Raw genomic sequence first — 25,867 nt, 5'->3', positions numbered from 1 at the left:
ATTACTGTGCAGACCGGAGGTGTGGAAATGACCGAACCGACAGCATCGCCCGGTGGCAAGGCGCTGATCTGGGACATGCTGAAGGCCCAGCAACCCGACCTGACCGCTGCTGAACGCAGGCTGGCCGCGACATTGCTGGACGATTCACTGGTTGCCGGGTTGCAATCCATCACCAAGCTTGCCGAGCTTGCGCAAGTGTCGACCGCGACGGTGGTCCGGCTGGCACGCAAACTTGGCTTCGACGGGTTTTCCGACTTCCAGAACACCATTCGCGAAGAGGTTGCGGCGCGCGTGAAGCAGCCCTTGGCGAAGCTGGAAACCTCGGCAATGGAGGCGCATAGCGATCACATCATCAGCCGCTTTGCGCTGGCCGTGTCGCGCAATATCAACGCCACGATAGACCGCCTGGATGTTCAGGAATTCGAAGAGGCGACCAATCTTCTGTCCGATCCGAAACGCCACATCTACCTGATGGGCGGACGGATCACCCGGTCCAATGCGATCTATTTCTACAACCATTTGCAGATCATCCGACCGGGTGTGTCGATGCTTGATGCCTCGCCCAGTGTCTGGCCGCAATCGCTGCTGGATATTGACGCCTCCGCGACGCTCGTGGTGTTCGACATCCGCCGCTATGAGAAACAGTTGGAGCGGCTGGCAAAACTGGTCGTCGAGCAGGGCGGCAATATCGTTCTGTTCACCGATCAATGGGGCTCGCCCATCGAGGCGCATGCCCGCCATTGTTTTCGCAGCATGGTCGAAGCGCCTTCAAGCTGGGATTCGACCCTTGCGATCAACTTTCTGATCGAGGCGCTGGTGGCGGGCATTCAGGCGCGATCATCCAGCACCGACCGGATTGCCGCGCTGGAAAAGATGATCGGGGCATCGCGAATATTTCGCGGGGCGTAGGCCCCCGTTCAGCACCACTCGATGCCGTGCAGGATCAGGACGTTACCGCCGCCCACCCGCGATCTTCGCGGCTTCGGGCATGCGTCGCAATGTCAGCATCGCCCAACTTCCCAGCACAGGCCCCGGCACCAGCACGAGAAAGCTCCATCGCCACGACCCAAGCGCCTCGGCGATCAGCGGCATCATCCAGATCGTCACGATGGTGATCGCAAACCCCACGCCCATCTGGAATGCCAGCGCCGCACCGACATGACTTTGATCCGCCAACTCGGTCACAGCCGCCGAGAACTGGGCGGAATCCGCTGCCACTGTCATGCCCCAGAACAATGCAACCAAGGTAAAGATCCAGACCGGCCCGTCAAAGCTGACCCCGATCAACACAGCGGAAACGCCCGAAAGCGCCAATGCAATCGCCGTTGTCTTGCACCGTCCAATCCGGTCGGCGACCAACCCGCCCAGCACGCTGCCCGGTGCGCCGAACGCAATCGCCGCGAAGGCAAGTATAGAGGCATTGGTCACAGCCAGCCCGGCCTCTTGCGCGGCACCGATATAGACCAGTATCCACGCCCACATTGCGTACACCTCCCATGTGTGGCCGAAATAGCCCACATTGGCCAGCATCACCGGTCGGTCCCGAATGACCTTTCCGATCTGGCGCAGATCGACTGCGGCCCGGCCAAACGGGTCCGGCCCTTCGCGCAGCACAAGTCCGAAGATTGCCGCTGCCACAAGACTTGCCAAAGAACTGACAACAAGCACCGCCTGCCAATCGAACCCCACGCCGACCCCGCGCACCAGATGCGGCAGTGCAGATCCAAGCGTCAGCGCGCCAACCATGACCCCCATCGCAAATCCCCGCCCCTTGCGGAACCACGTCGCGATGAATTTCAGCGAAGGGGGGTAGACCAGCGCCAGTGACGCGCCCGTTGCAAACCGCGCGGCAATCACCCAACCGGCCCCCGGATCCAGCAGCGCCACCGCATTGAACCCCGCCGCAGCAAGGCTTGCCACCGCCATCAGCCGGGTCAGCGGCAAGACATCCGACAGTGCCAGAACGCTGGAAACCAACGCCCCCAGAACAAAACCAGCCTGCACCGCATTTGTCAGCCAGGCCGCCCCTGACGCATCAAGCCCCAACACGACCTGCAAATCCGGCAGAACCGCTGTCGCGGAAAACCACGTCGTCAGCGACAGGACGACGGCCAATCCGGCCAGCGTAAGGGCGACCCATTTATTCAAGAGCTGTGTGGACATTTAGACCCTGTTCTCCGGCATCCTGGCTGCAACCCTCTGCCCGCATCCCGGACATGACGCAAGTGTCACCGTAGACGACCGGAGCGATCGTCAGGCTCTGTCCAAATCATCGAACCGCCGCTTCAGCGCAGGCGGGTTGCATGATAACGGCCTCCTCCCGCGCAACCCGGACCTCGGCTGCGACGCCAGAATGCCCTAGCGCGGGGCCATGCGGATCGCCCCGTCAAGTCGGATGACCTCACCGTTCAGCATCTGGTTTTCGATGATATGCAGCGCGAGGGCCGCATATTCCGCAGGATCGCCCAACCGCGACGGGAACGGCACCTGTTGTCCAAGGCTGTCCTGCACATCGTCAGGCAAACCCTGCAACATCGGTGTCAGGAAAAGTCCCGGCGCGATGCTGCACACCCGGATTCCAAGGCTGGCCAGATCGCGCGCCATGGGCAGGGTCATGCTGACGATACCGCCCTTGGAGGCCGCATAGGCAATTTGCCCGACTTGTCCCTCATAGGCTGCGACCGACGCGGTATTGATGATCACACCGCGACTTCCATCCCCCGGGCCTGGATCATTTTTCGACATTATCGCAGCGGCTTGGCTGGCGCAGTTAAAGCTTCCCACAAGGTTGACCTGAATGGTCTTGGAGAACATCGCCGGGTCATGCGCCCCGTCGCGCCCGACGGTTTTTGCCGCCGGACCGACACCGGCGCAATTCACCAGAATGTCCAGCCTGCCATAAACTCTTTCGACTTCGGCAAGGGCAGCGCGCACGCTTTCGGCATCACTGACATCGACCTTGTAGAAGCCTCCGTCCAATTCCTTTGCCATCTCGGGGCCGGAGGTGGTGTTCATGTCAAACAGAACCACGGTCGCCCCCGCTGTTGCCAAAGCCCGCGCCGTTGCCGCGCCAAGCCCTGACGCGCCGCCGGTCACGACCGCGATGCGGTTATTGTCGATGATCATGTGAAAGCCCTCTCTTTTCAGTGGCGCGGCACCGGATTGCGCGGCCGCTGCAATTTGTCCTCAAAGTGCGCGGTGCGCAGGCCAAGCGCAAGTCCGGTCAGGTATCCTTGTCGCCCTTGAAATTCTCGGGATCGAAAACGATGAAAAACTCATAGGCACAAAACGCGCCCGCAGCGCCAAAAATCACAGCCCAGCCGGGATTTCCATTCGCCAGTTCAAACGCCGCCCAACCACCCGTCAAGACGACGGTAACGACGCGCCGCCAGAGTGGCAGGAAGAACGGAATGCGAAGATCAAAGAATTTCATGTCGGGTTATCGCTTGGCATGCGCGCTCCTGTTCGCGACGCGGCCTGACTGCCGCCTTGAGTGATCTGCGATGCCCAATGTCGGCAGGACGGGCAGATACATCAAGCCAAAACCGGCCCGCAGGTGAAAAACCTGCCGACACCGCTTTGCAAAACCGCCTGCGCGGCCCTCTGCATTGTTCCCCGCGCCAGGATGCGTCACACTATACCGGCCCAGACGACACCATGCGGAGACCAGAAAGTGAGCCCGAACGTCAAACATCGTGAACGCAACCGGCGCGCGGCCCGTTGGTTGCTGGGGCTGTCGCTTGTTGCTGCGCTGTTCTTCGGCGTGCGTGTCGGGTTGGACATGGTGTACTGGAACGACCCGAAACACCATGAACAGCAGTTGGAACCCTGGATGACGATCGGATATGTCGCGCGGTCGTGGATGCTGGACCCCCGCAAGCTGCGCGATGCGTTGGCTTTGGAACCGGTCCCGGACCGCAAGACCAGCCTGGGTCACCTGGCGCGTCAACAGAACATCGACTTCGAGACCTATGCGCTGCGCGTCATGGATGTCATCGCCCGGCAAAAAGCGGCGACTGAATGACAGAAGTCGCATTGGAATGGTTGCCGGTCTACGGCCTTCCGGTGCTGGTGCTGATCATCGGACTTGGGTGCCTGGGCGCACCTGCGCCGGCCTCACTGACGCTGCTTATCTGCGGGTCTTTGATCGCCGCCGGGGATTTTAGCGGCGCGCAGGTCTATGTGACCAGCCTTGTCGCGGCGATCTTCTTTGATCATGCGGGCTATGCCGTTGGGCGTTGGGGCGGCGCACGACTGGCCCATTGGCGCATCCCGCTGATGGACCGCGCCCGCCACATGCTGAAGACGCGCGGCGGCATGGCGGTGTTCCTGACCCGCTGGCTGCTTGCTCCGCTGGGGCCGGGCGTCAACTATATGGCAGGCGTGGTGGCGATGCCTCTGCGACGGTTCACGCCCTTCGATATCGCGGGCGAGGTGGTGTGGGTGACGCTTTACCTCGGGTTGGGATATGTGTTCGGCAGCTACGTCTCGCAGATCTCCGAGGTGCTTGGCGACATTACCGGATTTCTGGCCTTCGCGGTCTTGGCCTGGCTGCTTTGGCGCTTCATTCGAAGCGATTTGAAACGTTAGAAAAATGCGAAGATTGCATTTTGACCGGCTGGTCAATTTCAAACTGGACAGCAAAACTTGCAACTGTCACCCTTACGCCTGTACACCAAGGGTGGCTGTTTGATCCGTAAAGAGTGAACGCGCCTGCCTGGGTGCCGATGTCAGAAATGGTTCCGGCTCCGGGGAATGCCAGACATTGCGACCGTTGCGTGTCTGGCCGTATGGGCTAAGCCTGAATGACAAGAGGCAGACATGAACGCTGGCGACAAGAAATATCTGATCGAGATGACCAATACGCCCAGCATCGAAGAGCTTTGGGCGATGCATACCGAACGCATGGCCAGCTTCGGATTTGACCGGATCATGTACGGCTTCACCCGGTTCCGCAGTGCCAGCTCGCTTGGGGATCCCAATGACTTTCTTCTGCTGACAAATCACAGCACGGCCTATACGGATGGGTTTATAGGCCAGGGGCTGTACCATCACGCGCCGATGGTCAACTGGGCGCTGGAGAACGAAGGCGATTGCAGTTGGCGGGTGATCGCCGACATGGCGCGCGCCGATGCGCTAAGCAAGGCAGAACGCCGCGTGGTTGATTTCAACCTGTCCCAAGACGTGACGGCCGGCTATACGCTCAGCTTCAAATCGGTTTCGGCGCGCTCCAAAGGGGCCATCGCACTGACCGCCCGCAAGGGTCTGACGCAAGACGAGGTCGACGATATCTGGGTGCGTCATAGCGATGACATCATCCTGATGAACAATCTCGCGCATCTGAAAATTCTTACCCTGCCCTATTTCGCCCCGAACCGGACGCTGACACCGCGCCAGCGCGAAGCCCTGGAATGGGTGGGTGACGGCAAGACGATGCAGGATATTGCAATCCTGATGGGGCTGACAACGGCTACGGTGGAAAAGCATCTGCGGCTTGCCCGCGTCGCGCTGAGCGTTGAAACAACGGCGCAGGCCGTGCTCAAAGCTTCTTTCCAGAACCAGATGTTCGTTCTGGATGTCCAATCCTAAAATGGCATTGAAATTAGATGGTTATTCGACGGCCCTAGAGTTTTCTCCGAAAGGTCCGGAATACCTTACTTTCGTGACCTAGGGTTAAGGGGCATGCTGAAGATGTTCCGTGAGTGGTGGCTTTAGCCAAAGGAACAGGGGACGGCACCCTAGCGATTACTAGGCCCTGCCGTCCCTAACCGGCAATTTCTGCCGGCGCGGACCGAGCCGGATCGTTTTAAATGTTGCCTGTGTTGTGTGTGGTTCGGTCGCCTTTTATCGGCCTTCCCTGCTTGCTCCCCGCATTGGGACGGATCGAAAAAGAAACGGTGCCGCGGCAAAAGCTGCGGCACCGTTTGAAAGCCCATCGACCGCCCGAAAGCGACCGCCATATGGTTCAGCCCTGAGCGGCCTTGGCCACTTCTGCGGCGAAATCTTCTTCTTTCTTCTCGATGCCTTCACCGACTTCAAGACGGACATAACCGAGGATCTCGACACCGGCTTCTTTTGCAGCGTCTTCAACCGTCAGATCGGGGTTGACCACGAAAGCCTGGCCCAGAAGGGTCACTTCGCCGAGGAATTTCTTCATCCGGCCAACGATCATCTTCTCGATCACCTGCTCGGGCTTGCCCGACTCGCGCGCGATATCGATCTGAACCTGACGCTCTTTTTCGACCACGGCCGGATCAAGCGAGTCAGCATTCAGCGCCTGCGGCGATGCCGCCGCGATATGCATCGCAACCTGACGTCCGAATGCGGCATTGTCACCTTTCAGCGCAACCAGCACACCGATCTTGCCCATGCCGTCAGCGACGGCGTTGTGGACATAGGACACAACCGTGTCGCCCTCGATCGAGGCCATCCGGCGCAGGGCCATGTTCTCGCCAATCGTGGCGATCTTGGCGGTCAGGGTCTCGGCGACGGTCTTGCCACCCAGATCCGCATCGGCCAGTTCCTCGACCGTTGCCACATTGACCGCCGCTTCGGCAATCGCAGCGACCATCGACTGGAATTCGGCGTTCTTGCCGACAAAATCGGTCTCGGAGTTGACTTCGACGGCGACGCCCTTGTTGCCTTCGACCTTGACCGCGACAAGACCTTCGGCAGCGGTGCGGCCGGATTTCTTGGCGGCTTTCGCCAGACCTTTGGTGCGCAGCCAGTCGATTGCGGCTTCCATATCGCCGTCATTCTCGGTCAACGCCTTCTTGGCGTCCATCATGCCTGCGCCGGTCATTTCGCGCAGTTCTTTCACCTGGGATGCTGTGATCGCCATTTCGGCTCTCCTCATGTTCTTGGGGGTCGGGGGCGGCAACTGCCGCGCCCCAGTATCAAGCTATCATGTCGTTCTCACGACATCGCTGTCGGGCTTAAGCCTCGGCAGGTGCGTCTTCGGCGATGGCTTCTTCGACGGGGGCTTCTTCAAGCGCACCCAGATCAACGCCGGCAGCGCCCAACTGCGCCTGCATGCCGTCAAGCGCCGCACGGCTGGCCAGATCGCAATACAGGTTGATCGCACGGGCCGCGTCGTCGTTGCCCGGAATGATGTAGTCGATGCCATCGGGCGAGCAGTTGGTGTCAACCACGGCCACAATCGGGATGCCCAGCTTGTTGGCTTCGGCAATTGCCAGCTGCTCTTTCTTGACGTCGATGACGAAAAGAAGATCCGGCAGGCCGCCCATCTCGCGAATACCGCCAAGCGAGGCTTGAAGTTTGGTCTGCTCGCGCTCCATGCCCAGACGCTCTTTCTTGGTCAGGCCCTCGGCACCGGTCTCCATCTGCTCGTCAATCTGCTTGAGGCGATTGATCGACTTCGACACGGTCTGCCAGTTGGTCAGCGTTCCACCCAGCCAGCGGTGGTTCATGTAATACTGGGCGCATTTCTCGGCGGCTTCGGCAACGGGGGTCGCGGCCTGACGCTTGGTGCCGACGAACAGCACGCGGCCATTCTTGGCAACGGTCTCGCGGATGACGTTCAGCGCCTGATCCAGCATCGGAACGGTCTGCGTCAGGTCCATGATGTGGATGCCGTTGCGCGCACCGTAGATGAACTCGCCCATACGCGGGTTCCAGCGCTGCGTCTGGTGGCCAAAGTGAACGCCTGCTTCAAGCAACTGGCGCATGGTGAACTCTGGAAGAGCCATGTCTTTATCCTTTCCGGTTTTCGCCTTGGTACGGGGTGCAGCGCGGAATGCGCCAACCGGTGGACGGATGAGGATGTCTCCCCCATCAGCCCGCCCATACCTGCGGATTGAGTGGCGCGCGTATAGACCGCATCAAAGCCGCGCGCAAGCCCTGATGCATTGCAAGCCGCTTGTTGGGTGCCGCCATCGTTGCGCCGCGGAAAGAGTGGGACGACTGAAAAGCGTGCAAACTCCTGAATTTGCGGGCGCTATCAGGCCTCTCCTAAAGGAAAACCCGTTCGATCACCCAATAGAGGCCCACCAGACCAATCACGGCAGAGGCCGGGATTTCGACAAACCGGCGATAGGCCGCCAGTTCGTCAACCAGCGTGACCGATGCCAGACACAGCGCCGACAGCACGGCAAGCGGCGCGAGAAAGACGATCGGATCGACCTCCAGCACTGCCGCCATCGCGCCCCGATCCACCAGAAAACCGGCCCCCAGGAACAGCACGATCAGCACGCCATAGACGGTCTGCCCGGCCTCGACCTTGGCGCGCCCCTCATCGACACGCAACGCCACCCAGACCAGCGCCAGCATCGCAGCGATCACGGTCAACTGACCCAGTTCCACACCGATATTGAAACCTATCAGCGCGGACAGGAACCGGTCCTGCGGCAATCCGAACTCTCCCAGAACAGAGGCAAAGCCCAACCCGTGCAGCAGCCCGAACCCGAAGATCACCAGCGGCCGCCAGCGGCTCATGACCGGCGAGCGGATATTCTCGAAGGCGACATAGGCGATGGAGGCCGCGATCAGCGGCTCGACAATGGCGGGTGACACGCTGACCACCCCGGTCGCGCCAAGCGCCAGCGTCACGGTGTGGGCAAGCGTGAAGGCCGAAACCTGCCACAAGAGTGGCCGGATGCGCGGCGACAGGAAGAACAGCCCCAGCACAAAGAGGATATGGTCGAGGCCCAGCGGCAGGATGTGATCAAACCCCACCGGCACATAGGCGGCAAAGGTCGCAAGCGCCCCGCGCTGATCGCCACCCGAGATCGATATGGGCCCACTGCCCTGCCCGCCCGAAAGGTATTCGGTATAGGGATCCTCGACGCCCTGCTGGCGCAGCACCAGCGTGCCGTATTCCGCAGGCCAGGACATCTGCACCGTATCGACGGCAGGCGGCAGATCGGCGCTGAGCACAATCGTCGTGTCACGCGGCAGGTCGGTATTTCCCACCGGCGCCACGTCAATGCTGTCGAGCTGGGCATTCAGCGGCGCGTCGCCTGCCCGCAGGTCGAGTGCTGCCACGACATCGGCAAGCGCCGCGCGCAGGCGTTCAGCCATCTCCTCCGGCGACAGCGCGCGCAGCGCATCGACACGGTCGGAACTGTCCGTCTCGTCCGTGTCTGTCACACCGTCAAGGTTGACCCCAGCAACAAGCGCTTCGGCGTTCAATGACAATGCCAATTCCAACCGGCCGTCGGCTGCTGTCAGATCGCCGATTGCAGGGCGCACCTCATGTGCCCAAGCGGTGGACGCGGAAATCAGCAAGAAGACGCCTGTCAGCAGACGAACGAGTAACAAATGTGGCATGCGCCCTCCGAAGAACTTGTCTTTGCAAAGTATTTCAGGTGGATCATCAATCAAGTAGAAACTTCAACACGGCGAAGTCCTGTTGCGTCGCCGCAGGGAACCGTTCAAAAGATGTTTATGACTTCGCACGCGCCCCATACCATTATTTGCATCGGCTCCGTCCTCTGGGACGTCATCGGCCGCGCCGCCAGCCATATGCGTCAAGGATCGGACGTTCCCGGACGGATCACGCGGCTGCCCGGCGGTGTTGCGCTGAATATCGCGATGACGCTGGCACAATTCGAGATGCGCCCGGTGCTGCTGTCAGCGGTGGGTCGCGATGCGGAGGGCGATGAACTGGTGGCCGCTTGCACGTCGCGCGGGTTGGTGATGGACCATATCTACCGGTCAGAGGATCTGCCGACAGATGTCTACATGGCAGTCGAGGGTGCCAATGGTCTGATTGCCGCAATCGCCGACGCGCATTCACTGGAAGCGGCAGGCGCGCGCATCCTGGCCCCCTTGCGCGACGGCACGCTGGGCGGCGCCGAGGCCCCATATACCGGGACCGTCGCGCTGGATGGCAACCTGACCACCACCCTGCTGGAAGAGATCGCCAAGGATCCCGCCTTTGCCCGCGCCGATCTGCGCATCGCGCCCGCCTCGCCCGGCAAGGCGGAACGCTTGCGCTCTTTCCTGCTGCAAGGCCGCGGCATGTTATATGTCAATCTCGAAGAGGCCGGGCTGCTGTGTCATCAAAGCTTTGACGACAGCGCCGCCGCCGCCGCTGCGCTGGTGAAACTCGGTGCCGCGCGCGCGCTCGTCACCGATGGCGGCAGCCCCGCCTCGGATGCTTCACCCGACGGGGTGATTCAACAGATGCCGCCCGAGGTGCTGGTGACCCGTGTCACCGGCGCGGGCGACACTTTCATGGCCGCGCATATGGCCGCAGAACAGCGCGGCACCGACAGGCAGGAGGCGCTGACCTCTGCCTTGCAGGTGGCCGCCGATTACGTCTCAGGAGAAACACCGCTATGACTGCTTCGCTTACTCTGTCGCCCGCCGTTGAAAAGGCACTGGCCGAACGTCGCCCCGTTGTGGCGCTGGAAAGCACCATTATCACCCACGGGATGCCCTACCCCCAGAATCTTGAAACCGCGCGTCAGGTCGAAAAGGAACTGCGCGACAATGGGGCAGAGCCTGCCACGATCGCGGTTCTCGATGGAACCCTGCATGTCGGGCTGACCGATGCGCAGCTGGAACAGCTGGCACAGGCCAAAGGTGTGTCCAAGTTGAGCCGCGCCGATATGGCGGTGTGCATATCGCAAGGCGGCACAGGTGCCACAACCGTCGCGGCCACCATGATCGGGGCCGAGAAAGCAGGTATCGAGGTTTTCGCCACAGGCGGCATCGGCGGCGTACATCAGGGTGCCGAGATGAGCTTTGACGTCTCTGCCGATCTGGCGGAACTGGCCATCACGCCGGTCAGCGTGGTTTGCGCCGGTGCCAAGGCGATCCTTGATCTGGCCAAGACGCTGGAGGTACTCGAAACCCGCGGCGTGCCGGTCATAGCTGTCGGTCAGGATGCGTTTCCGGCCTTCTGGTCGCGCAATTCCGGCCTGCGCGCTCCGCTGCGCATCGACAATCCCGCAGGCATTGCCGCAGCGCATGTCGCACGCCGCGCGCTTGGACTGCCCGGCGGCCAGCTGATCGCCAACCCGATCCCCGTCGAGGCCGAGATCTCGCGATCTGAAATTCAGCCGGTGATCGCGCAAGCCACGGCCGACGCCAAGCAGCACGGGATCATCGGCAAGGCGGTCACGCCCTATCTGTTGCAACGCATCTTTGAATTGACGAAAGGCCGGTCGCTGGACGCAAATATCGCACTTGTCCTCAACAATGCCCGTCTGGCGGCGAAGATTGCGCAAGAAATGAGCAAACGACAGGGGAATGCGCCGTCTTAAACGGCCGCGCCCATTGTAGCACCCCGGCCGACCCCTTAGTTTGAGGCGGACCGACCCCTGCGGAAAGATCCATGAACAGCCCTTTCGACAAAGACCCGCGACGCCCTGGCCTGTTTGCCGGCCTGCGCTCCAGCTTTCTGACCGGCCTCGTGGTGATTGCCCCGGTGGGGCTGACGATCTGGTTCATCTGGACGCTGATCGGATGGGTCGATGGGGTTGTGCTGCCGCTGGTCCCCTATACGTTCCAGCCGGAAAAATACATCGGCATCAACCTGCGCGGTGTCGGCGTGATCATCTTTTTGCTGTTCACCATCATCGTCGGCTGGGTCGCCAAGGGCCTGATCGGACGGTCCATCCTGCGCTTTGCCGAAAGCCTGCTGGAAGGCGTTCCGATCGTCCGGTCGATCTATTCCGGTGTGAAACAGATCGCCGAGACGGTTTTTGCGCAAAGTGACCGCAGCTTCGAGAAAGCCTGCCTGATCCAGTATCCGCGCAAGGGCATCTGGGCGATCGGCTTTGTCTCGACCCAGGCCAAGGGTGAGGTCGCAGCCCGTCCCGAAGTGGCCGGTGATTTGCTAAGCATCTTTGTCCCGACGACGCCGAACCCGACTTCCGGCTTTCTGCTGTTCCTACCGCGCGAGGATGTGGTCGAGCTGGACATGACCGTCGAGGACGCCGCCAAGCTGGTGATCTCGGCCGGGCTGGTCTATCCGCACGAAAAAGAGCCTGCCGATCTGGCCAAGGCGAAATTGCGGGCAGAAGAAAAGCGCCGCCTCAGCGCCTGACCGGCACCGAAACTGCGCAGCGGCCACGTCCCGAGACAGGCATTCACTCAGTCGAACATGTCTTTCAGATCGGCTGTCTGGCGCACATTCAGATCGTCCCAATGCTCTTCCAGAAACCTGCGCGCGGCAGCCCGGCCTGCCGCCTTCAACGTGCTCAGGACGGAGGGGATCGCAATCGTCTTGGTGGCCACCGACAGGTCGTTCATCAGCGCGTCGTCCGAAATCATATGAACCAGCACATTCTTCATGGCCCCGTCCACCACCGACCCGCCACCGATCAGCCGTTGCACGAAATTGATCGCCCGCAACTCTCGCAGCAGCGAAGAGTTGAAGCTGATCTCGTTGATCCGGTTCTGGATCTCCGGCGGTGTCGTGGGCAATTTCTCGCGAATGATCGGGTTGATGTTGATGATGACCAGATCATCGGGCAGCGACTTGGAAAACAGCGGAAACAGCGCGGGGTTGCCAGTATAGCCGCCATCCCAGAACGGCTCCATCTTGCCGGAGCGCGGATCGCGCAGGGTGACGGCCTGAAACAGGGTCGGCAGGCAGGCCGAGGCCATGACGACATCGGCATTGATGCTGTCGCCTGAAAAGACCCGCACCTTGCCATCGCGCACATTGGTGGCGCAGATGAACAGGTCAGGACCACCCGGCCCGCAAATATCGTCATAATGAAACTGGCTGACGATCGGTTCCAGCGGATTGCGATAAAACGGCCCCCAGACATAGGGCGATACCATGCGGCTGAAGGAATCTGCCATCATGTAGGGAAAGGACCATTCCAGCGCGCCGGAAATCAATCGGGCCTCCGGTATGGCCATGCCCATCCAGGCGGGCACATGCAGGTCTTTCACGGCACCGATCTGCCCCCAGAGCCAGTCGAGATTGTCGCGCGCCTGTTCACGCCCACCCTGCCGCAGCCCGGCCTTCAGCGCGGCCCCGTTCAACGCCCCGGCCGATGTGCCGGAAATTCCGGCGATTTCCAGATCCGGCTCTTCCAGCAGGCGGTCAAGCACACCCCAAGTATAGGCACCATGCGCGCCGCCGCCCTGAAGCGCCAGATTGATCCGCTTTTTCACCGGTTTTGCCATAGGCCTTTCATGCCCTCCAACAAGGTTCGGGTGAATGTCGTACGGGTCACGCCGATGTCACCGGTGACACCGCTCGACATGGCCGCATCGCCAAGAACAACGCCTGAAAGATCCTGACCGCGAAAGCCTTTGTCGCCGTTCAAAGCGCCGTCCAGCCGCCATCCACGCTGATCGTCGTGCCGGTGATTTGCTCTGCCGCGGAGGAACACAGGAACACCGCCGTGCCGCCGATCTGTTCGACGGTCGCGAACTCTTTCGAGGGCTGGCGCTCAAGGATCACCTTCTGTTTCACCTCATCCTCGCTCATGTCGTATTTCTTGGCGGTGTCAGGAATCTGCGCTTCGACCAGCGGCGTCAGAACATAGCCCGGACAGATCGCGTTGCAGGTGATCTGCTCGCGCGCGGTTTCCAGCGCCACGGTCTTGGTCATGCCGACAATGCCGTGCTTTGCCGTCACATAGGCCGATTTGAACGGCGACGCCGTCAGCCCATGCGCGCTGGCGATGTTGATGACACGGCCCCAGCCCGCCTTGCGCATCAACGGCAGGGCGGCAGCGGTGGTGTGAAAGGCCGAACTCATGTTGATGGCGATGATCGCGTCCCATTTTTCGACGGGGAATTCATCAATCGGCGCGACATGCTGAATGCCGGCATTATTCACCAGTATGTCACAAACGCCTGCGCTTTCGATCAGCTTGCGGCACTCATCGCCCTTGGACATATCCGCCTGAATGTAGCGCGCCTTGACGCCATGTTCCGCGGCCAGATCTTCGGCCAGCTTGTGATCTTCTGCCCGGTCGGTGAACGAATTCAGCACCACGTCCGCGCCGGCACGCGCCAGTTCATGTGCGACGCCCAACCCGATGCCTGAATTCGATCCGGTGATGATGGCGGTCTTGCCCTTCAAGCTCATGTGATAGTCTCCGTCGTTGCGTGAATGCATCGCTATGCTGTCGCGCAGCATCCTAGCCCCTACAATCGCGAGAAACAGGGGAAAATCGGGTTTTCACGATAACTTGGTCGCATCGCAATTCACAGCGCCGCGCCCTGGCGCAGAACCTCCGCGAGGATAACCGTACTGTCGCGCGGAAATGGGGTTTAGCTCGATTATCTATGATCTGCACCTTGCCCCTCCGACAACTCGCCGACAAAGCCAATCACCTCGGACAGCAAACTATCCGTGCCACCGTACCGACAGCCCCGCCATCGGTGCCGATCCGGCCCATATCGCAATACGGCAGCCGAATCGCAGATGTGCGTGATGATGACCGACGTCGCTGGCCAGTTCGATTCGCACCCGCGATTTCGCGACAGAATCACGCCGCCAGCGCTGTAGGTTCCTGCATCTGTGCCGTCGGGTCGGAATATGGACCATCCATCGCAAAGCCCTCGCCGGCAACCCATCCCGCTTTGCCCGTCAGGCCCGCGTCATGTTGTTATACAGGGCTGCAACACCGTATTCTTGTCCACCATCTGCCCCTCTCTGCCGTGGCGCGGTTTAAGCGTGGGGCCAAAACCCTACCAAAAAAAAACGCCCGCACGAAGCGGGCGTTAAGTTATTGAGGCAGGTTTCATACAGGCAAGAAACCTATCGAGCAGTGCCCCCTTTATAAGCAATCCTGCGCCGCCATCCAAGCTAAAAGTTTGAAAAGGCGTGAATCCATCGTTACGGTCCGGTTCCATAAAACAAGAGCAGTCGAGGAATGTTGCCAATATGGGACCAGATTTTTTCCAATCTCTGCGGCGTCAGGGGCTGGCAATTGCACTTTGCTGCGCCGCGACATCAACCGTGGCAGAGCCGCAACATGGCATAGCTATGTATGGCGATCCGGCGCTCCCACCTGGTTTTGTGTCCCTCCCCTACGCAAACTCGGATGCGCCCAAAGGCGGGCGCATCGTCACCGGCGAAACCGGCAGCTTCGACAGCCTCAATCCGCACATCCTGAAGGGCACAACGCCGTGGCAATTGCGCTACCTTTCTTATGAAAGCCTGATGGGCCGAAGCTGGGACGAACCCTTTACGCTTTACGGACTTTTGGCCGAATCAATCGAGGTCGGGCCGAATCGCGAATGGGCGGAATTCACCCTGCGCCCCGAGGCGGCCTTTTCCGATGGCACCCCCGTCACGGTCGAGGATGTCATGTGGTCCTACGAGACTTTGGGCACCGAAGGCCATCCACGCTATCACGGGACGTGGAATCAGGTGGCCCGCATGGAACAGACCGGCCCCCGCAGCCTGCGCTTTACCTTTTCCGAACCGAACCGCGAGTTGGCGTTGTTGATCGGCATGCGGCCGATCCTGAAAAAGGCACAGTGGGACGGCAAGGCGTTCGGCGAATCCGGGCTCGATACCATCCCGATCGCCACGGCACCTTATGTGATCGACGATTTCGAGGCTGGCCGCTTTGTCTCCCTGCGCCGCAACCCGGAATATTGGGGTCGCGACCTGCCCTTCATGGCAGGACAGGCCAATCTGGATCAGATCCGTATGGAGTTTTACGGCGACGGCTCTGTGATGTTCGAGGCGTTCAAGGCGGGCCAGTTGACGGCGATGCGCGAATTCAACGTCGAGAAGTGGAACACGCAATACGATTTCCCCGCCGTGACTCAGGGCGATGTGGTCAAATCCGTCATCCCCCATCAGCGCCCCTCGGGCATCACCGGATTCGTGATGAACACCCGCAACCGGATTTTTGCGGATTGGCGCGTCCGCGACGCCATGCTGCACGCGTTCAATTTCGAATATGTCAACGAGACGATGACCGGCTCGCAGCAGCCCCGCATCTCCTCTTATTTTTCCAACTCGGTGCTGGCGATGGATCACGGCCCCGCCACCGGCCGCGTAAAGGAGTTTCTGCAACCTTTTGCGGATGAATTGCTGCCCGGCGCGCTCGAAGGCTACACTCTGCCCGAAGGGGACGGATCAGAGCGGAACCGCCGCAATATCGCCCGCGCCATGGATCTTTTGGCAGAGGCCGGCTGGACCGTGCAGGACGGCATGATGAAGAATGCCGATGGCGCGCCTTTCATCTTCGACATCCTGCTGCAACAGGCGGGCGGCGAGGAACAGGCCATTATCGACATCTTCGCCCGCTCGCTGAAACGTCTTGGCATCACGCCCCGGATCACGGTCGTCGACAGCGCGCAGTATAATGAACGCATCAACAGCTATGATTTCGACATGACCTATATGCGCCGCGGCCTGTCGCTTAGCCCCGGCAATGAGCAGCGTCTTTACTGGGGGTCCGAAGAGGCCGATGCACCGGGCGGGCGCAATCTGATGGGGATGAAATCAGCCGCAGCCGACGCGATGATCGACCGGCTGCTGACCTCGGAAAGCCGCGAGGATTTTCTGGCCGCCGCCAAGGCGCTGGACCGCGTGTTGACCACCGGGCGCTATGTGATTCCGATCTATCAATGGAACATCAGCCGCATCGCCCATGTGAAAGAGTTGAAATTCCCCGAAAACATCCCGATGTATGGCGATTGGATCGGCTGGAATCCGGATGTCTGGTGGTATGAAGAGAATTGACATGACACGAACAAAAATAACTGCTGCCCTGGCGCTTCTGTCCCTTGCCGCCCTGACGGCTTGCGCGACGGTCGATGGTGTCGGTCAGGACATCTCGACCGGTGCGCGCAATGTGCAAAGCTGGTTCTAAGCCTGTCTCGACACGCCGCGCGGGGTCTATTGCGAGCACGGCGTAGCTTCGCCCGGCGGTTCATGCGGCCGAGCAGATTCACGGACGGCACCGCTGCCCCACGCCAGAGATTTTAACGATAGATCAACGCGACAGGATTGCGTCTGTCGCGTTGTTCCGTTTGACGGGTCTCAGGCTGGCGCTGCGTCAGTCCTAACCGCGATGCTTCAGAACGTAGTCCACCAATGCACGGGTGGAGCTATCCTTGCCCTCGGCACTCGCCTCGCCTGTCACGACGGGGCCAAGCGAGGTGGCCAGTTCCTTGCCCAGTTCGACGCCCCATTGGTCGAAGGAATTGATGCCAAGGATCACACCTTCGACAAACACCCGGTGTTCATAAAGCGCCACGATCTGGCCCAGCACTTCCGGGGTCAGTTGCCGATAGACCAAGGTCGTTGACGGACGGTTGCCGGGAAAAACCCGGTGGCGGGCCTGACGTTCCAGCTCGTCCCCGGTGAAACCTTTATCGGTCATCATCTTGCGCGCCTCATCCAGCGAGCGGCCGCGCAGCAGCGCCTCTGACTGGGCCAGACAATTGGCAATCAGCAGCGTGTGGTGATGCGCCAGATCCGGCTCGTGGCCTTCGGCGGCAACCATGAATTCGCAAGGGATAACCCGCGTGCCCTGATGGATCAGCTGATAGAAGGCGTGCTGGCCGTTGGTGCCCGGCTCGCCCCAGACAACGGGACCGGAATCGACATCCAGCGTAGAGCCGTCCATTGCGACCCGCTTGCCGTTGCTCTCCATCTCCAGCTGTTGCAGATAGGCGGGCAGCCGCGACAGCCGCTGGTCATAGGGCAACACCGCGCGGGTGGCATAGCCGCAGCCCTGATTGTGCCAGATCCCCACCAGCGCCAGCAGCACCGGCATGTTCTCTTCGAGACTGGCGGATTTGAAATGCACATCCATCGCCTGCGCGCCGCGCAGGAAGGCGCGGAAAGCCTCACCGCCGACCGCAATCATCAGCGCAAGCCCGATCGGTCCCCACATCGAATAACGCCCGCCAACCCAATCCTCGAACCCGAAGACACGGTCCGACGCGATGCCGAACTCGCCGGTTTTTTCAAGCGAGGTGGACACAGCGGCAAATTGCGTGGCCGGGTCGCTGACGGTCTCGGACATCCACGCCTTGGCGGTGCGGGCATTGGTCATCGTCTCGATGGTGGTAAAGGTCTTGGAGGCGACGATCACCAGCGTCGTTGCCGGGTCCAGCCCGTGCAGCGTATCGGCGATATGCGCGCCATCGACATTGGACACGAAATGGCAGCGCGGCCCGTCGTGGTAGGGTGCCAACGCCAATGTGCCCATCGCGGGGCCAAGATCCGATCCGCCGATGCCGATATTGACCACATCGGTGATCTTGCCGCCCTGCCCCGTGAAGCTGCCGCTGCGTACCGCCTCGGCAAAACTCTGCATCTGGTCCAAGCCGGCCAGCACGCCTGGCATCACATCGACACCGTCCACCGTGACCGGACCGCCATCCAGATTGCGCAGCGCGGTGTGCAGCACGGCGCGGCCCTCGGTGTTGTTGATCGCTGCGCCGCTGAACATCTCGTCGCGCTTGGCTTCGACACGCGCCTCGCGGGCGATTTCGACCAGCATGGTACGGGCCGCGACATCAATATTGGTTTTGGAATAGTCGAACCGCATCCCCAAAGCGTCCACGCTGAAGGCGTCAGCACGGGTCTCGTCCTCGAACAATGTCAGCATATGCCGGTCTTCAACGGCATCCGCCGCAGCTTTCAGATCATCCCAAGTCATTGCAGGTTACTCCGCCCAGTGGACTGTCATGCCGTCGAGCACAGCCGCGATCGGTGCCTCTTCCGGCGAAAGGGTGCGGGCTTTTTCCAGCGCGTCGCGCTTTTCCGCCCCGAAAATCAGCAGGTGTTTGGCCAGCGCCCCGTTCAGCACATGCGCCGTGATCGTGATCCGCGGCTCGGGCGCGCCGGGTGCGCGCATCGGCAGCAAGATCGGCGCCTCGGGTGCCAGAGCATCCATCAGACGGTCTGCCCCCGGAAAGATCGACGCGGTGTGCATATCCGCGCCCATGCCCAGCAACACGACATTCAGTGGCAGGCGCGGTTTGATCTCCAGTTCGATCTCGGCCAGCACATCCTCGGGCTGGCGCGCATCTGCGTAAAGCGGCACCAGACGCGCGTCGGACGCGCGGTCGGTCAACAAACGCTGCCGCAACAGCCGCGTGTTGGATCGTTCGTGATCCTCCGGCACCCAGCGTTCATCGGTCAGCATCACATCGACGCGCGCCCAATCCAGCCGGACGCCGCAAAGCGCGTCAAAGACCGGCCCCGGCGAGGTGCCACCCGGCACTGCCAGCGTAACACGGTCATGGCTGTCAAGCGATGCGCGCAGTTCCGATGCCAGCTTGTCTGCCAGGTCGATGGCCAGCATTTCACGATCTGCATATTCAATCAGGTTCACGTCTTCAGCTCCCTCCAGCGGCGTCCGTCGCGATGCATGAGCATCATCGAATCGTCGGGACCAGCAGTGCCGGGGTCATAAGGTTTCGGCACATCACCGCGTTGCTTCCAGCCCTCGATCAGCGGATCGGTCCAGGCCCATGCGGCCTCTACCTCATCGCCGCGCATGAACAGCGTCTGGTTGCCCCGGATCACGTCCATGATAAGGCGCTCATAGGCGTCGGTCACTTCCTCGGCCTCATCGCCAAGCGCGTCGGCAAAGGTCATATCCAGCGGCACGTCGATCAGGCGCATCCCGCCTGGTCCCGGCTCTTTGATTGTCACATCCAGAGTCATCCCCTCATTCGGCTGCAACCGGATCGCCAGCACATTGCGGTGCCGCCCGGCATCAACGCCGAAGATCGAGTGCGGCGCATCCTTGAACACCACGGCGATCTCGGATGTGCGCGCCTTGAGCCGTTTGCCCGTGCGCAGATAGAATGGCGTCCCCGCCCAACGCCAGTTCGAAATATGCGCCTTGAGGGCAACGAAACTTTCGGTGTTCGAGCGTGGATTTTCAGCATGGTCGCGATAGCTTGGTTGATCGCCTCCGGCACCGTATTGTCCGCGCACGATATGGTGCGGCTCAACCGGTTCCAACGCGCGGATCACCTTGAGCTTTTCGTCGCGCACCTCGTCGGGTTCGAATTTCGAGGGCGGCTCCATCGCGATCAGACACAGAAGCTGCATCAGGTGATTCTGCACCATGTCCCGCATCGCGCCGGATTTGTCGTAATACCCGCCGCGCCCGCCGACACCCACGGTTTCGGCGACGGTGATCTGGATATGATCGACATATTGCGCGTTCCATAGCGGTTCGAACAGCACATTTCCGAAACGCACCGCCATCAGGTTCTGGACGGTTTCCTTGCCCAGATAGTGATCGATTCGATAGATCTGATCCTCGCGGAAATGCTCGGCCAGTGTGGCGTTCAGCGCACGCGCGCTTTGCAGATCACGGCCAAACGGTTTTTCGACAACGATGCGCGATTGATCGGTCGCCAGACCATGCGTGTGCAGCCGTTCCGCCAGATCGCCGAACAGCGATGGACCGACCGAAAAATAGAACGCCCGAACCGTCCCCTCCCGCATCCGGTCAGCCAGCTCCGCCCAGCCATCCGTTCCTGTCGCATCAACGGCGACATAGCCGATCCGCTCAAGAAACGCGGTCAGTTTGGCGGCTTCGAAGGTGAATCCGTTGCCGAACTCCTTGATCGCGTCGGCAATCACTTTGCGATAAGCCGCATCATCCATATCAGACCGTGCAGCGCCAATGATGCGGGCCTCTTCGGGCATCTGTCCGGCACAAAAACGCCGGAACAGACCGGGAATGATCTTCCGGCGGGCAAGGTCGCCCGTACCGCCGAAAATAACTAGATCGAACGGATCGACAGGAATGACGCGGGATACCATCTGGTCTCGGACTCCGATTTTCTGGGCGCAATGCGCTTTTGCGCATCACTGCGTTAGCGCTAACGACGATTAGCTATCGCATCTTCCTTCAAGAGTCTAACACGGGTTTGACCCGTCTCAACAGTTTACCACCATAAAGAGGAAGCTGGCCGTGTAGGTGCATGAATTCGTGGGGTTTTGTCGCTGATTGCGATCCGTTTGGGGCGGAATTTCACGATAATCACAACCTCGTGCCGATTCTGCGATTGTAGCAGGTTCGGTCATGGACGACGCGCCGACCCGGCTATGCGGCAAACCCGCGAACACCGAATGACGGAGCCAAGCACAGGCACCCGGAAACGGTCAGGGCGTGCTGATCACTCCGCCGCTTACCGGCGCACGCACCCCTGTCGTGGACGGCGCAGAGGTGGGCAAACCGCGCGCCACCCGCACCGCCAGGTGGGCAAAGGCCTGCGCCTCCAGCATATCGCCGTCAAGTCCGACGCTTTCGACTGCGATCACCGGACAAGACAGCGCATCCTGAAGCATCCGCATCATCACGGGATTGCGCCGCCCACCGCCCGTCACCAACACGCGGTCCGGCGGGATTGGACATTGCTCCATTCCGCGCTTCACCGATGCGGCCGTCATCGCCGTCAATGTCGCGGCCGCATCGGCGTCAGACAGCCCGCGCACAAGGTCCAGCGCCGTCGCAAAATCATCCCGGTCCAGTGATTTAGGGGGGCTGCGACGGAAAAACGTGTTGTCCAGAAACTGCGCCACCGCAGTATCGATAACCGTTCCGCGCGCAGCCAAAGCACCGTCGCGGTCACATTCCAGCCCGCAGCGCTGCATCATCAAGTCGTTGAGTGGCGCATTGGCCGGCCCCGTGTCAAAGGCCAGCAACGCTCCATCGACCTCCGGCGCAGGTTTGTCGGGGTCTATCCATGTCAGGTTGCCGACCCCGCCAAGGTTGAGAAAACACAAGGGAGCGGTGGCCCCGATCCACGCCGCGCAGGCGAAATGAAAGAACGGTGCCAGCGGCGCGCCTTCGCCGCCGTTCATCACGTCGTCGCTGCGAAAATCCCAGACCACCGGAACGCCCAAGGCCTGCGCCAATGCCGCGCCGTCCCCCATCTGATGGGTGCCCCGCCCCTGTGGATCATGCGCCAGCGTCTGACCGTGAAACCCCACAAGTTCGGCCCCCTCAAACGCTGACAACAATTCGACATGTGCCGACAGGGAAACATCCGGAGCCTGCCCAAGGCCCTCGTCGGGCCAGCGCCCCAACGCCGCCCGAAGCATGGCCTGTTCGCCGCTGGAATACCGCCGATATCTGGTGTCACCAAAGGCTTCGATCGTTACGCCATCGGTGCGCAGCATCGCGGCATCCACCCCGTCCAGGGAGGTGCCTGACATTGATCCCAGTGCCAGTACGCTGCCGTTCGTATCCATTCTCACCATCCCAAACCGCCCCGTCTGAAACCCTTTTGGGGCGAAACACGCCGCTGTTCAATGCATGCGCCGAAAATTCGCCAACGGGTCCATGGCTGTGCGCATCTGCGTCAAGCAGCACCTGATGTTTCGCCTCTTGTGCCGCCAGCATATGCCACCGGGACAAAGAGCCCCCGGCGGATGCGTAAAACCGCTGCGCATACGCTAGGTGGTTGATCCCACGGTTTGATGGTGTGATCCTTTTGCTGGAATGGAAGAAAGCAGTATGGGACAAATTCGTCATGGCAGCGCCACATACTGTCACCCGGCAGGCGATTTGCCTGGCAAATCTGCCGAGAGGGCACGCACGCCGTCAGAGCTGCAACACAGCGATCGCAAGCCTCGCGTTGATGGCCGGCGTGTCTTGAGCGGGATTATAGTTATCAAGCGCAATGGCTTACGTTGGCGGGATGCGCCTGCGGAATATGGCCCTCCTAAGACATTCTACAACCGATGGAAGCGGTGGAGCGACAAGGGCATTGTCGCGCAGATGATCGTGGGTTTTGCCGCATATGTGGCGGCACCGGGCATGATGAATGGCAACGCGGCGGTTGTTGCAGATTGATCCGATCGGACAACAGCGGCATACACGCTGCCCTCACCCAGAAGAGGATACTGAAAGATGACGATAACCCGGTTTACCATCGCCTGCGCGGCGGCACTCTTTTCGACAGGGGCCAATGCCCAATCGAACTGTAGTAACGCGGCGGATCAAGCCAGCCTCAATCGGTGTGCAGACCAGGCATTGAAGGCCGCCGATGCGAATCTCAACCGGAGTTACAAGGCGCTCATGCGACAGCTTGATGCGCCCAGCCAGCAAAGGTTGAAAAAGGCGCAACGGGCATGGATTGCCTACAAGGATGCCCAATGTGCCTTCGAGGCAGAACCTTATCGTGGCGGTAGCATCCATCCGATGGTTCTTGCCAACTGTCTGGAGGCGGTCACAACGTCGCAAACCGGCTTGCTGGAGAAACATCTTTATTGTGAAGAAGGCGATGTTTCCTGTGTCCGTCAGTAGCGGAAAGAAATAGTCGTGATCGGGTTCTCGCGCAGACCCTCAAGTGGAATGCGTCCCGGAAAGTCGGTCTCTACTTGAGGAATTTACCCGGTTTTTTTCTCGAAGGGCTGTCCAAAGCCGAACGCGAAGGCCGCTTGGTCGAGAAAATCCGCTTCTACGCACGGGCGTCCCTGCTGATCGTGGACGAGATCGGTTATCTGCCATTCCCCAAGGCGTCGCGAACCTGTTTTTCCAACTCATCAACGCGCGCTACAAGAAAGACGCCATGGTCCTCACATCCAAGCGCGGCTTCGCCGAATGGGGGGAGGTCTTTGGCGATGCGGTCGTCGCCACTGCGCTTGCGGATCGGCTGCTGCACCACGCCGTGGTCGTCCAGATCGAAGGAGCCAGCTATCGCCTCCGGGCGTGCGTTGACCTCATCCCCGAACACGTTCTCGCCAACGCCCGCGTCACCGACAATTTCACCGTCAGGCTGCCCGCCATGGCCCCCTGATTACCCTCGAACCTCTCGGAAGATCGACGCTCCTGCTCCACGCCGTGGGACACCGCCACTTGCCATCCAGCAGGAGCTGAAACGCTGCACCGAAATGATCAGGGCGCTTCCGAACGCGGAGTCTCTCGCACGGCTGGCAGGCACCTTGCTGGTCGAGATCGTCGATAAAAGGGCTGTCGAAACCAAAGCCTGCATCAAATGGAAATGCCAAGATGCACGATCCCGCCAGCGCCGAATTTCCAGACAACAGGTTGCTCAATCGGTTTACTCTCGGGCGTAGAGACTGAAAAACAGTGGCGCAAAGGTCAGGCGGCCCTCACCCCCTAATGAGGGATTTCGGGGGGAGGCAGGTCAGCGGCTCTTTGATGACCCGTGCTGCCTGACATGGTGAGTAATAAATCGGTCAGGCGTTATCAAAGGCCCCTATCGTCGATAGCGATGTAAGGATCAGGCCTGTTGACCCAGCTCTTCGATGACTTTGGTCCATAGCTCCGCCGATTGCGCGCCCGGCACGGCATGTTTGCGGTCCACGATGAAAGTCGGCACCGAAGTCACGCCCATCTCGCGGGCTGCCGCGTCACGGTTGCGGATCTCCTCCACATCGGCGTCGGAATTTATCAGTCGCTGCACGACAGACGCATCCATGCCGCATGCGTCAGCAATATCCGCCAGCACTTCGTGGTCGCCAATATCACGGCCCTCTTGGAAATAGGCCCGAAACAACGAAGAGACGATAGCGGTCTGTCGTCCTTCGATGCCACCCCAATGGATCAAGCGATGCGCATCCAGCGTGTTGGGCGTGCGGGTGATCCCTTCGAGGTTCAGATCCAGCCCCGCAGCCTTGGCATGTTCGCCAACCGGCATATAGGCCTTCACCGCGCCGTCCTTGCCGCCAAACTTGCCCTCCAGGTACGCGCGCCGGTCCATCCCTTCTGCCGGCATGTCGGGGTTCAGCTGGAACGGATGCCATTCTACCTCGAACGGGTGGTTGAGGTTTTTCTCCAACGCGCGATCCAGTTGCGCCTTGCCGATATAGCACCAGGGGCAGATCGGATCGGACATAATATCGAGCTTAACCATTCAGTTGGCCTTGAATTGGTCGGGCAGCGCACGACGCAGGATCTTTCCATTGACCCCGCCGGAAAGCGCGACCATGTGCCGATAAAGGCGCTGCTGCTTGTAACGTGCAAGACCAGATTGCGCAAACTGAATGGCCGCCATGAAAGCAAGACGCCTTGCAGCATGTGGATGTGAAGCAAGAAGGTTGCGATATCAGGAATCCCCTACACGGGGCCTTGTAGCGCAACTCCCTGTTGGGATTCACCTCGGGAATCCAGTATGATAGCTGGAGGGTATGAGCCGTTGGACCCCTGCAAGGTACAAGACCGCGAACTGGTCTTCGTGCAACACAGCATTGAATCTGCCTTGGCTGCCGCGATCGCTGTGATGGATCAGCTTGTCAGCCTCGGAGGGTGGGCGCTGACAGATGGCCTGGTTCAGGGCATCCAAGACGAAACCAGTCGTCATCGAGGTCGAGGCACGCCAGCCAACGATCTTGCGGGCGAAAACGCCGATGGTGAAGGTCACGCAGACCATGCCCTGCCAGCTTGAGACATAGGTGAAATCGCTGACCCAGAGTTGGTTCGGCATGTCTGCCACGAAAGCGCGGTTCACCTTGTCGTCCGGGCAAGGCTGTGCCGCATCGGGATTGGTGGTGACGACCTTCTTGCTGCGCACAACACCTTGCAATCCCATGGTTCGCATCAGCCGTTCCACCGTGCAGCGGGCGATGTCGTGATCGCCTCGGCGCAACTGGTGCCAAACCTTGCGCGCGCCATATCGTCCCCGGCTGCCATCGAGGGCCTCCTTGATGGCGACCATGTCCAGCCGGTCCTGCCTGGTGCGAGCCGATGCCGGATCGGGATCACGCTCCACGGCCTTGAAGGCGTAGAAAGTCGATGGTGCGATCCCCAGAAACCGGCAGATCGGCCTGACACCATGGACATAACGGTGATCATCGATGAACGCGATCATTTGCGGAACGGACGGCCGAGTTCCGCCGCTGCGAAATATGCGCTGGCCTTCTTCAGGATCTCGTTGGCTTGGCGAAGTTCACGAACCTCGCGCTCCAACTCCTTGATCCGGTCTTTCTCCGCGCTCGTCAGACCGCTACGCTGACCGG

25 protein-coding genes, 3 pseudogenes and 1 other annotated feature are annotated in these 25,867 nt (G+C 60.6%); of the genes and pseudogenes, 12 read left to right on the top strand and 16 right to left on the bottom strand.

The annotated features are described in order from the left end of the window. Positions 1-27 precede the first annotated feature (27 nt). Positions 28-909 carry a MurR/RpiR family transcriptional regulator gene (locus DMZ65_RS00140; protein ID WP_116596907.1) on the top strand — a complete coding sequence of 294 codons (882 nt, stop codon included), beginning with the start codon at positions 28-30 and terminating at the stop codon, positions 907-909. Positions 910-951: 42 nt separating this feature from the next. Here the strand turns inward: DMZ65_RS00140 and DMZ65_RS00135 are convergent, their stop codons facing one another. The 3 genes from DMZ65_RS00135 to DMZ65_RS00125 form a co-directional block, all read right to left on the bottom strand. Beyond that, entirely contained in the window at positions 952-2,163 is a 1,212-nt protein-coding gene (locus tag DMZ65_RS00135) for an MFS transporter (protein WP_116596906.1), read from the bottom strand. Positions 2,164-2,358: 195 nt separating this feature from the next. Continuing rightward, the gene (locus DMZ65_RS00130) at positions 2,359-3,126 is read right to left on the bottom strand and encodes an SDR family NAD(P)-dependent oxidoreductase (RefSeq protein WP_116596905.1); all 768 of its coding nucleotides are present in this window, start codon (positions 3,124-3,126) and stop codon (positions 2,359-2,361) included. A gap of 97 nt (positions 3,127-3,223) precedes the next feature. Next, a complete protein-coding gene (locus DMZ65_RS00125) occupies positions 3,224-3,433 on the bottom strand; it encodes a hypothetical protein (protein ID WP_116596904.1) in 210 nt (69 codons plus the stop codon). A 240-nt stretch (positions 3,434-3,673) separates the two neighbouring features. Here DMZ65_RS00125 and DMZ65_RS00120 point away from each other — a divergent pair, with 240 nt between their 5' ends. The 3 genes from DMZ65_RS00120 (at position 3,674) to DMZ65_RS00110 (ending at position 5,589) form a co-directional block, all read left to right on the top strand. After that, positions 3,674-4,024, top strand: a complete 351-nt coding sequence (locus DMZ65_RS00120; protein ID WP_116596903.1) for a hypothetical protein — start codon at positions 3,674-3,676, stop codon at positions 4,022-4,024. After that, positions 4,021-4,590 (top strand): DedA family protein, encoded by a 570-nt coding sequence (locus DMZ65_RS00115; protein ID WP_116596902.1) that lies wholly within the window; start codon positions 4,021-4,023, stop codon positions 4,588-4,590. The genes DMZ65_RS00120 and DMZ65_RS00115 overlap by 4 nt, the downstream gene beginning before the upstream one ends. A 231-nt stretch (positions 4,591-4,821) precedes the next feature. Beyond that, a complete protein-coding gene (locus DMZ65_RS00110) occupies positions 4,822-5,589 on the top strand; it encodes a LuxR family transcriptional regulator (RefSeq protein WP_116596901.1) in 768 nt (255 codons plus the stop codon). A gap of 376 nt (positions 5,590-5,965) precedes the next feature. Here DMZ65_RS00110 and tsf read toward each other — a convergent pair whose 3' ends face one another. The 3 genes from tsf to DMZ65_RS00095 all read right to left on the bottom strand — a co-directional run bounded on the left by tsf (position 5,966) and on the right by DMZ65_RS00095 (position 9,288). Further along, positions 5,966-6,841 carry a translation elongation factor Ts gene (tsf, locus tag DMZ65_RS00105; protein WP_116596900.1) on the bottom strand — a complete coding sequence of 292 codons (876 nt, stop codon included), beginning with the start codon at positions 6,839-6,841 and terminating at the stop codon, positions 5,966-5,968. Between the two features lie 94 nt (positions 6,842-6,935). Next, positions 6,936-7,709, bottom strand: coding sequence for a 30S ribosomal protein S2 (rpsB, locus tag DMZ65_RS00100; RefSeq protein WP_116596899.1), 774 nt, complete (start codon positions 7,707-7,709; stop codon positions 6,936-6,938). Positions 7,710-7,971: 262 nt separating this feature from the next. Further along, positions 7,972-9,288 carry a HupE/UreJ family protein gene (locus DMZ65_RS00095; protein ID WP_116596898.1) on the bottom strand — a complete coding sequence of 439 codons (1,317 nt, stop codon included), beginning with the start codon at positions 9,286-9,288 and terminating at the stop codon, positions 7,972-7,974. A 117-nt stretch (positions 9,289-9,405) separates the two neighbouring features. Between DMZ65_RS00095 and DMZ65_RS00090 the strand changes: the two genes are divergently transcribed. The 3 genes from DMZ65_RS00090 to DMZ65_RS00080 all read left to right on the top strand — a co-directional run bounded on the left by DMZ65_RS00090 (position 9,406) and on the right by DMZ65_RS00080 (position 12,016). Next, a complete protein-coding gene (locus tag DMZ65_RS00090; protein WP_116597526.1) occupies positions 9,406-10,305 on the top strand; it encodes a PfkB family carbohydrate kinase in 900 nt (299 codons plus the stop codon). Then, positions 10,302-11,231: a pseudouridine-5'-phosphate glycosidase gene (locus DMZ65_RS00085; protein ID WP_116596897.1), complete on the top strand. Its 930-nt coding sequence runs from the start codon at positions 10,302-10,304 to the stop codon at positions 11,229-11,231. The genes DMZ65_RS00090 and DMZ65_RS00085 overlap by 4 nt, the downstream gene beginning before the upstream one ends. A gap of 71 nt (positions 11,232-11,302) precedes the next feature. After that, a complete protein-coding gene (locus DMZ65_RS00080) occupies positions 11,303-12,016 on the top strand; it encodes a DUF502 domain-containing protein (protein ID WP_116596896.1) in 714 nt (237 codons plus the stop codon). A gap of 47 nt (positions 12,017-12,063) precedes the next feature. On the opposite strand, the gene DMZ65_RS00075 is transcribed toward DMZ65_RS00080, so the two are convergent. The 3 genes from DMZ65_RS00075 to DMZ65_RS00070 are packed head-to-tail and all read right to left on the bottom strand — an operon-like array spanning position 12,064 to position 14,023. Continuing rightward, entirely contained in the window at positions 12,064-13,098 is a 1,035-nt protein-coding gene (locus tag DMZ65_RS00075) for a patatin-like phospholipase family protein (protein WP_116597525.1), read from the bottom strand. After that, the gene (locus DMZ65_RS19400; protein ID WP_157960532.1) at positions 13,095-13,253 is read right to left on the bottom strand and encodes a hypothetical protein; all 159 of its coding nucleotides are present in this window, start codon (positions 13,251-13,253) and stop codon (positions 13,095-13,097) included. The genes DMZ65_RS00075 and DMZ65_RS19400 overlap by 4 nt, the downstream gene beginning before the upstream one ends. After that, on the bottom strand, positions 13,250-14,023 hold the full coding sequence (locus tag DMZ65_RS00070; RefSeq protein ID WP_116597524.1) for a 3-hydroxybutyrate dehydrogenase: 774 nt from the start codon (positions 14,021-14,023) through the stop codon (positions 13,250-13,252). The genes DMZ65_RS19400 and DMZ65_RS00070 overlap by 4 nt, the downstream gene beginning before the upstream one ends. Positions 14,024-14,824: 801 nt before the next feature. On the opposite strand from DMZ65_RS00070, the gene DMZ65_RS00065 reads away from it, so the two are divergent. Continuing rightward, a complete protein-coding gene (locus DMZ65_RS00065) occupies positions 14,825-16,642 on the top strand; it encodes an extracellular solute-binding protein (protein ID WP_438942689.1) in 1,818 nt (605 codons plus the stop codon). A 1-nt stretch (position 16,643) separates the two neighbouring features. Then, complete coding sequence (locus DMZ65_RS00060) at positions 16,644-16,772, top strand: entericidin EcnA/B family protein (RefSeq protein ID WP_084349937.1); 129 nt, start codon at positions 16,644-16,646, stop codon at positions 16,770-16,772. Between the two features lie 192 nt (positions 16,773-16,964). Here DMZ65_RS00060 and pgi read toward each other — a convergent pair whose 3' ends face one another. From pgi to DMZ65_RS00040, 4 genes are all read right to left on the bottom strand, one after another. Next, positions 16,965-18,572: a glucose-6-phosphate isomerase gene (pgi, locus tag DMZ65_RS00055; protein WP_116596894.1), complete on the bottom strand. Its 1,608-nt coding sequence runs from the start codon at positions 18,570-18,572 to the stop codon at positions 16,965-16,967. 6 nt (positions 18,573-18,578) lie between these two features. Further along, the gene (gene pgl, locus DMZ65_RS00050) at positions 18,579-19,250 is read right to left on the bottom strand and encodes a 6-phosphogluconolactonase (protein WP_198662589.1); all 672 of its coding nucleotides are present in this window, start codon (positions 19,248-19,250) and stop codon (positions 18,579-18,581) included. Then, positions 19,247-20,701, bottom strand: a complete 1,455-nt coding sequence (gene zwf, locus DMZ65_RS00045) for a glucose-6-phosphate dehydrogenase (RefSeq protein WP_116596893.1) — start codon at positions 20,699-20,701, stop codon at positions 19,247-19,249. Before zwf ends, pgl begins: the two co-directional genes overlap by 4 nt. Positions 20,702-21,043: 342 nt before the next feature. After that, positions 21,044-22,135: an anhydro-N-acetylmuramic acid kinase gene (locus DMZ65_RS00040; RefSeq protein ID WP_116596892.1), complete on the bottom strand. Its 1,092-nt coding sequence runs from the start codon at positions 22,133-22,135 to the stop codon at positions 21,044-21,046. Positions 22,136-22,451: 316 nt separating this feature from the next. On the opposite strand from DMZ65_RS00040, the pseudogene DMZ65_RS00035 reads away from it, so the two are divergent. From DMZ65_RS00035 to DMZ65_RS00025, 3 genes and pseudogenes are all read left to right on the top strand, one after another. Next, positions 22,452-22,685: pseudogene (locus tag DMZ65_RS00035) on the top strand (transposase); the annotation flags it as partial. Positions 22,686-22,796: 111 nt separating this feature from the next. Then, the gene (locus DMZ65_RS00030) at positions 22,797-23,192 is read left to right on the top strand and encodes a lysozyme inhibitor LprI family protein (protein WP_116596891.1); all 396 of its coding nucleotides are present in this window, start codon (positions 22,797-22,799) and stop codon (positions 23,190-23,192) included. A 74-nt stretch (positions 23,193-23,266) separates the two neighbouring features. Beyond that, positions 23,267-23,685 (top strand): annotated as a pseudogene (locus tag DMZ65_RS00025) (ATP-binding protein). A 447-nt stretch (positions 23,686-24,132) separates the two neighbouring features. Here the strand turns inward: DMZ65_RS00025 and DMZ65_RS00015 are convergent. From DMZ65_RS00015 to DMZ65_RS00010, 3 genes and pseudogenes are all read right to left on the bottom strand, one after another. Next, a complete protein-coding gene (locus tag DMZ65_RS00015; RefSeq protein WP_116596889.1) occupies positions 24,133-24,765 on the bottom strand; it encodes a DsbA family oxidoreductase in 633 nt (210 codons plus the stop codon). Further along, positions 24,766-24,906, bottom strand: a complete 141-nt coding sequence (locus tag DMZ65_RS19395) for a hypothetical protein (RefSeq protein ID WP_157960531.1) — start codon at positions 24,904-24,906, stop codon at positions 24,766-24,768. Between the two features lie 204 nt (positions 24,907-25,110). Then, positions 25,111-25,867, bottom strand: a pseudogene (locus DMZ65_RS00010) (IS3 family transposase); the annotation flags it as partial. Continuing rightward, positions 25,645-25,761 (bottom strand) — a sequence feature (AL1L pseudoknot). (Overlaps the previous pseudogene by 117 nt.)

Origin of the sequence: Primorskyibacter marinus (assembly GCF_003313245.1) — a bacterium.
GTDB lineage: Bacteria > Pseudomonadota > Alphaproteobacteria > Rhodobacterales > Rhodobacteraceae > Primorskyibacter > Primorskyibacter marinus.
This window is presented reverse-complemented; position numbering and strand designations above follow the sequence as displayed.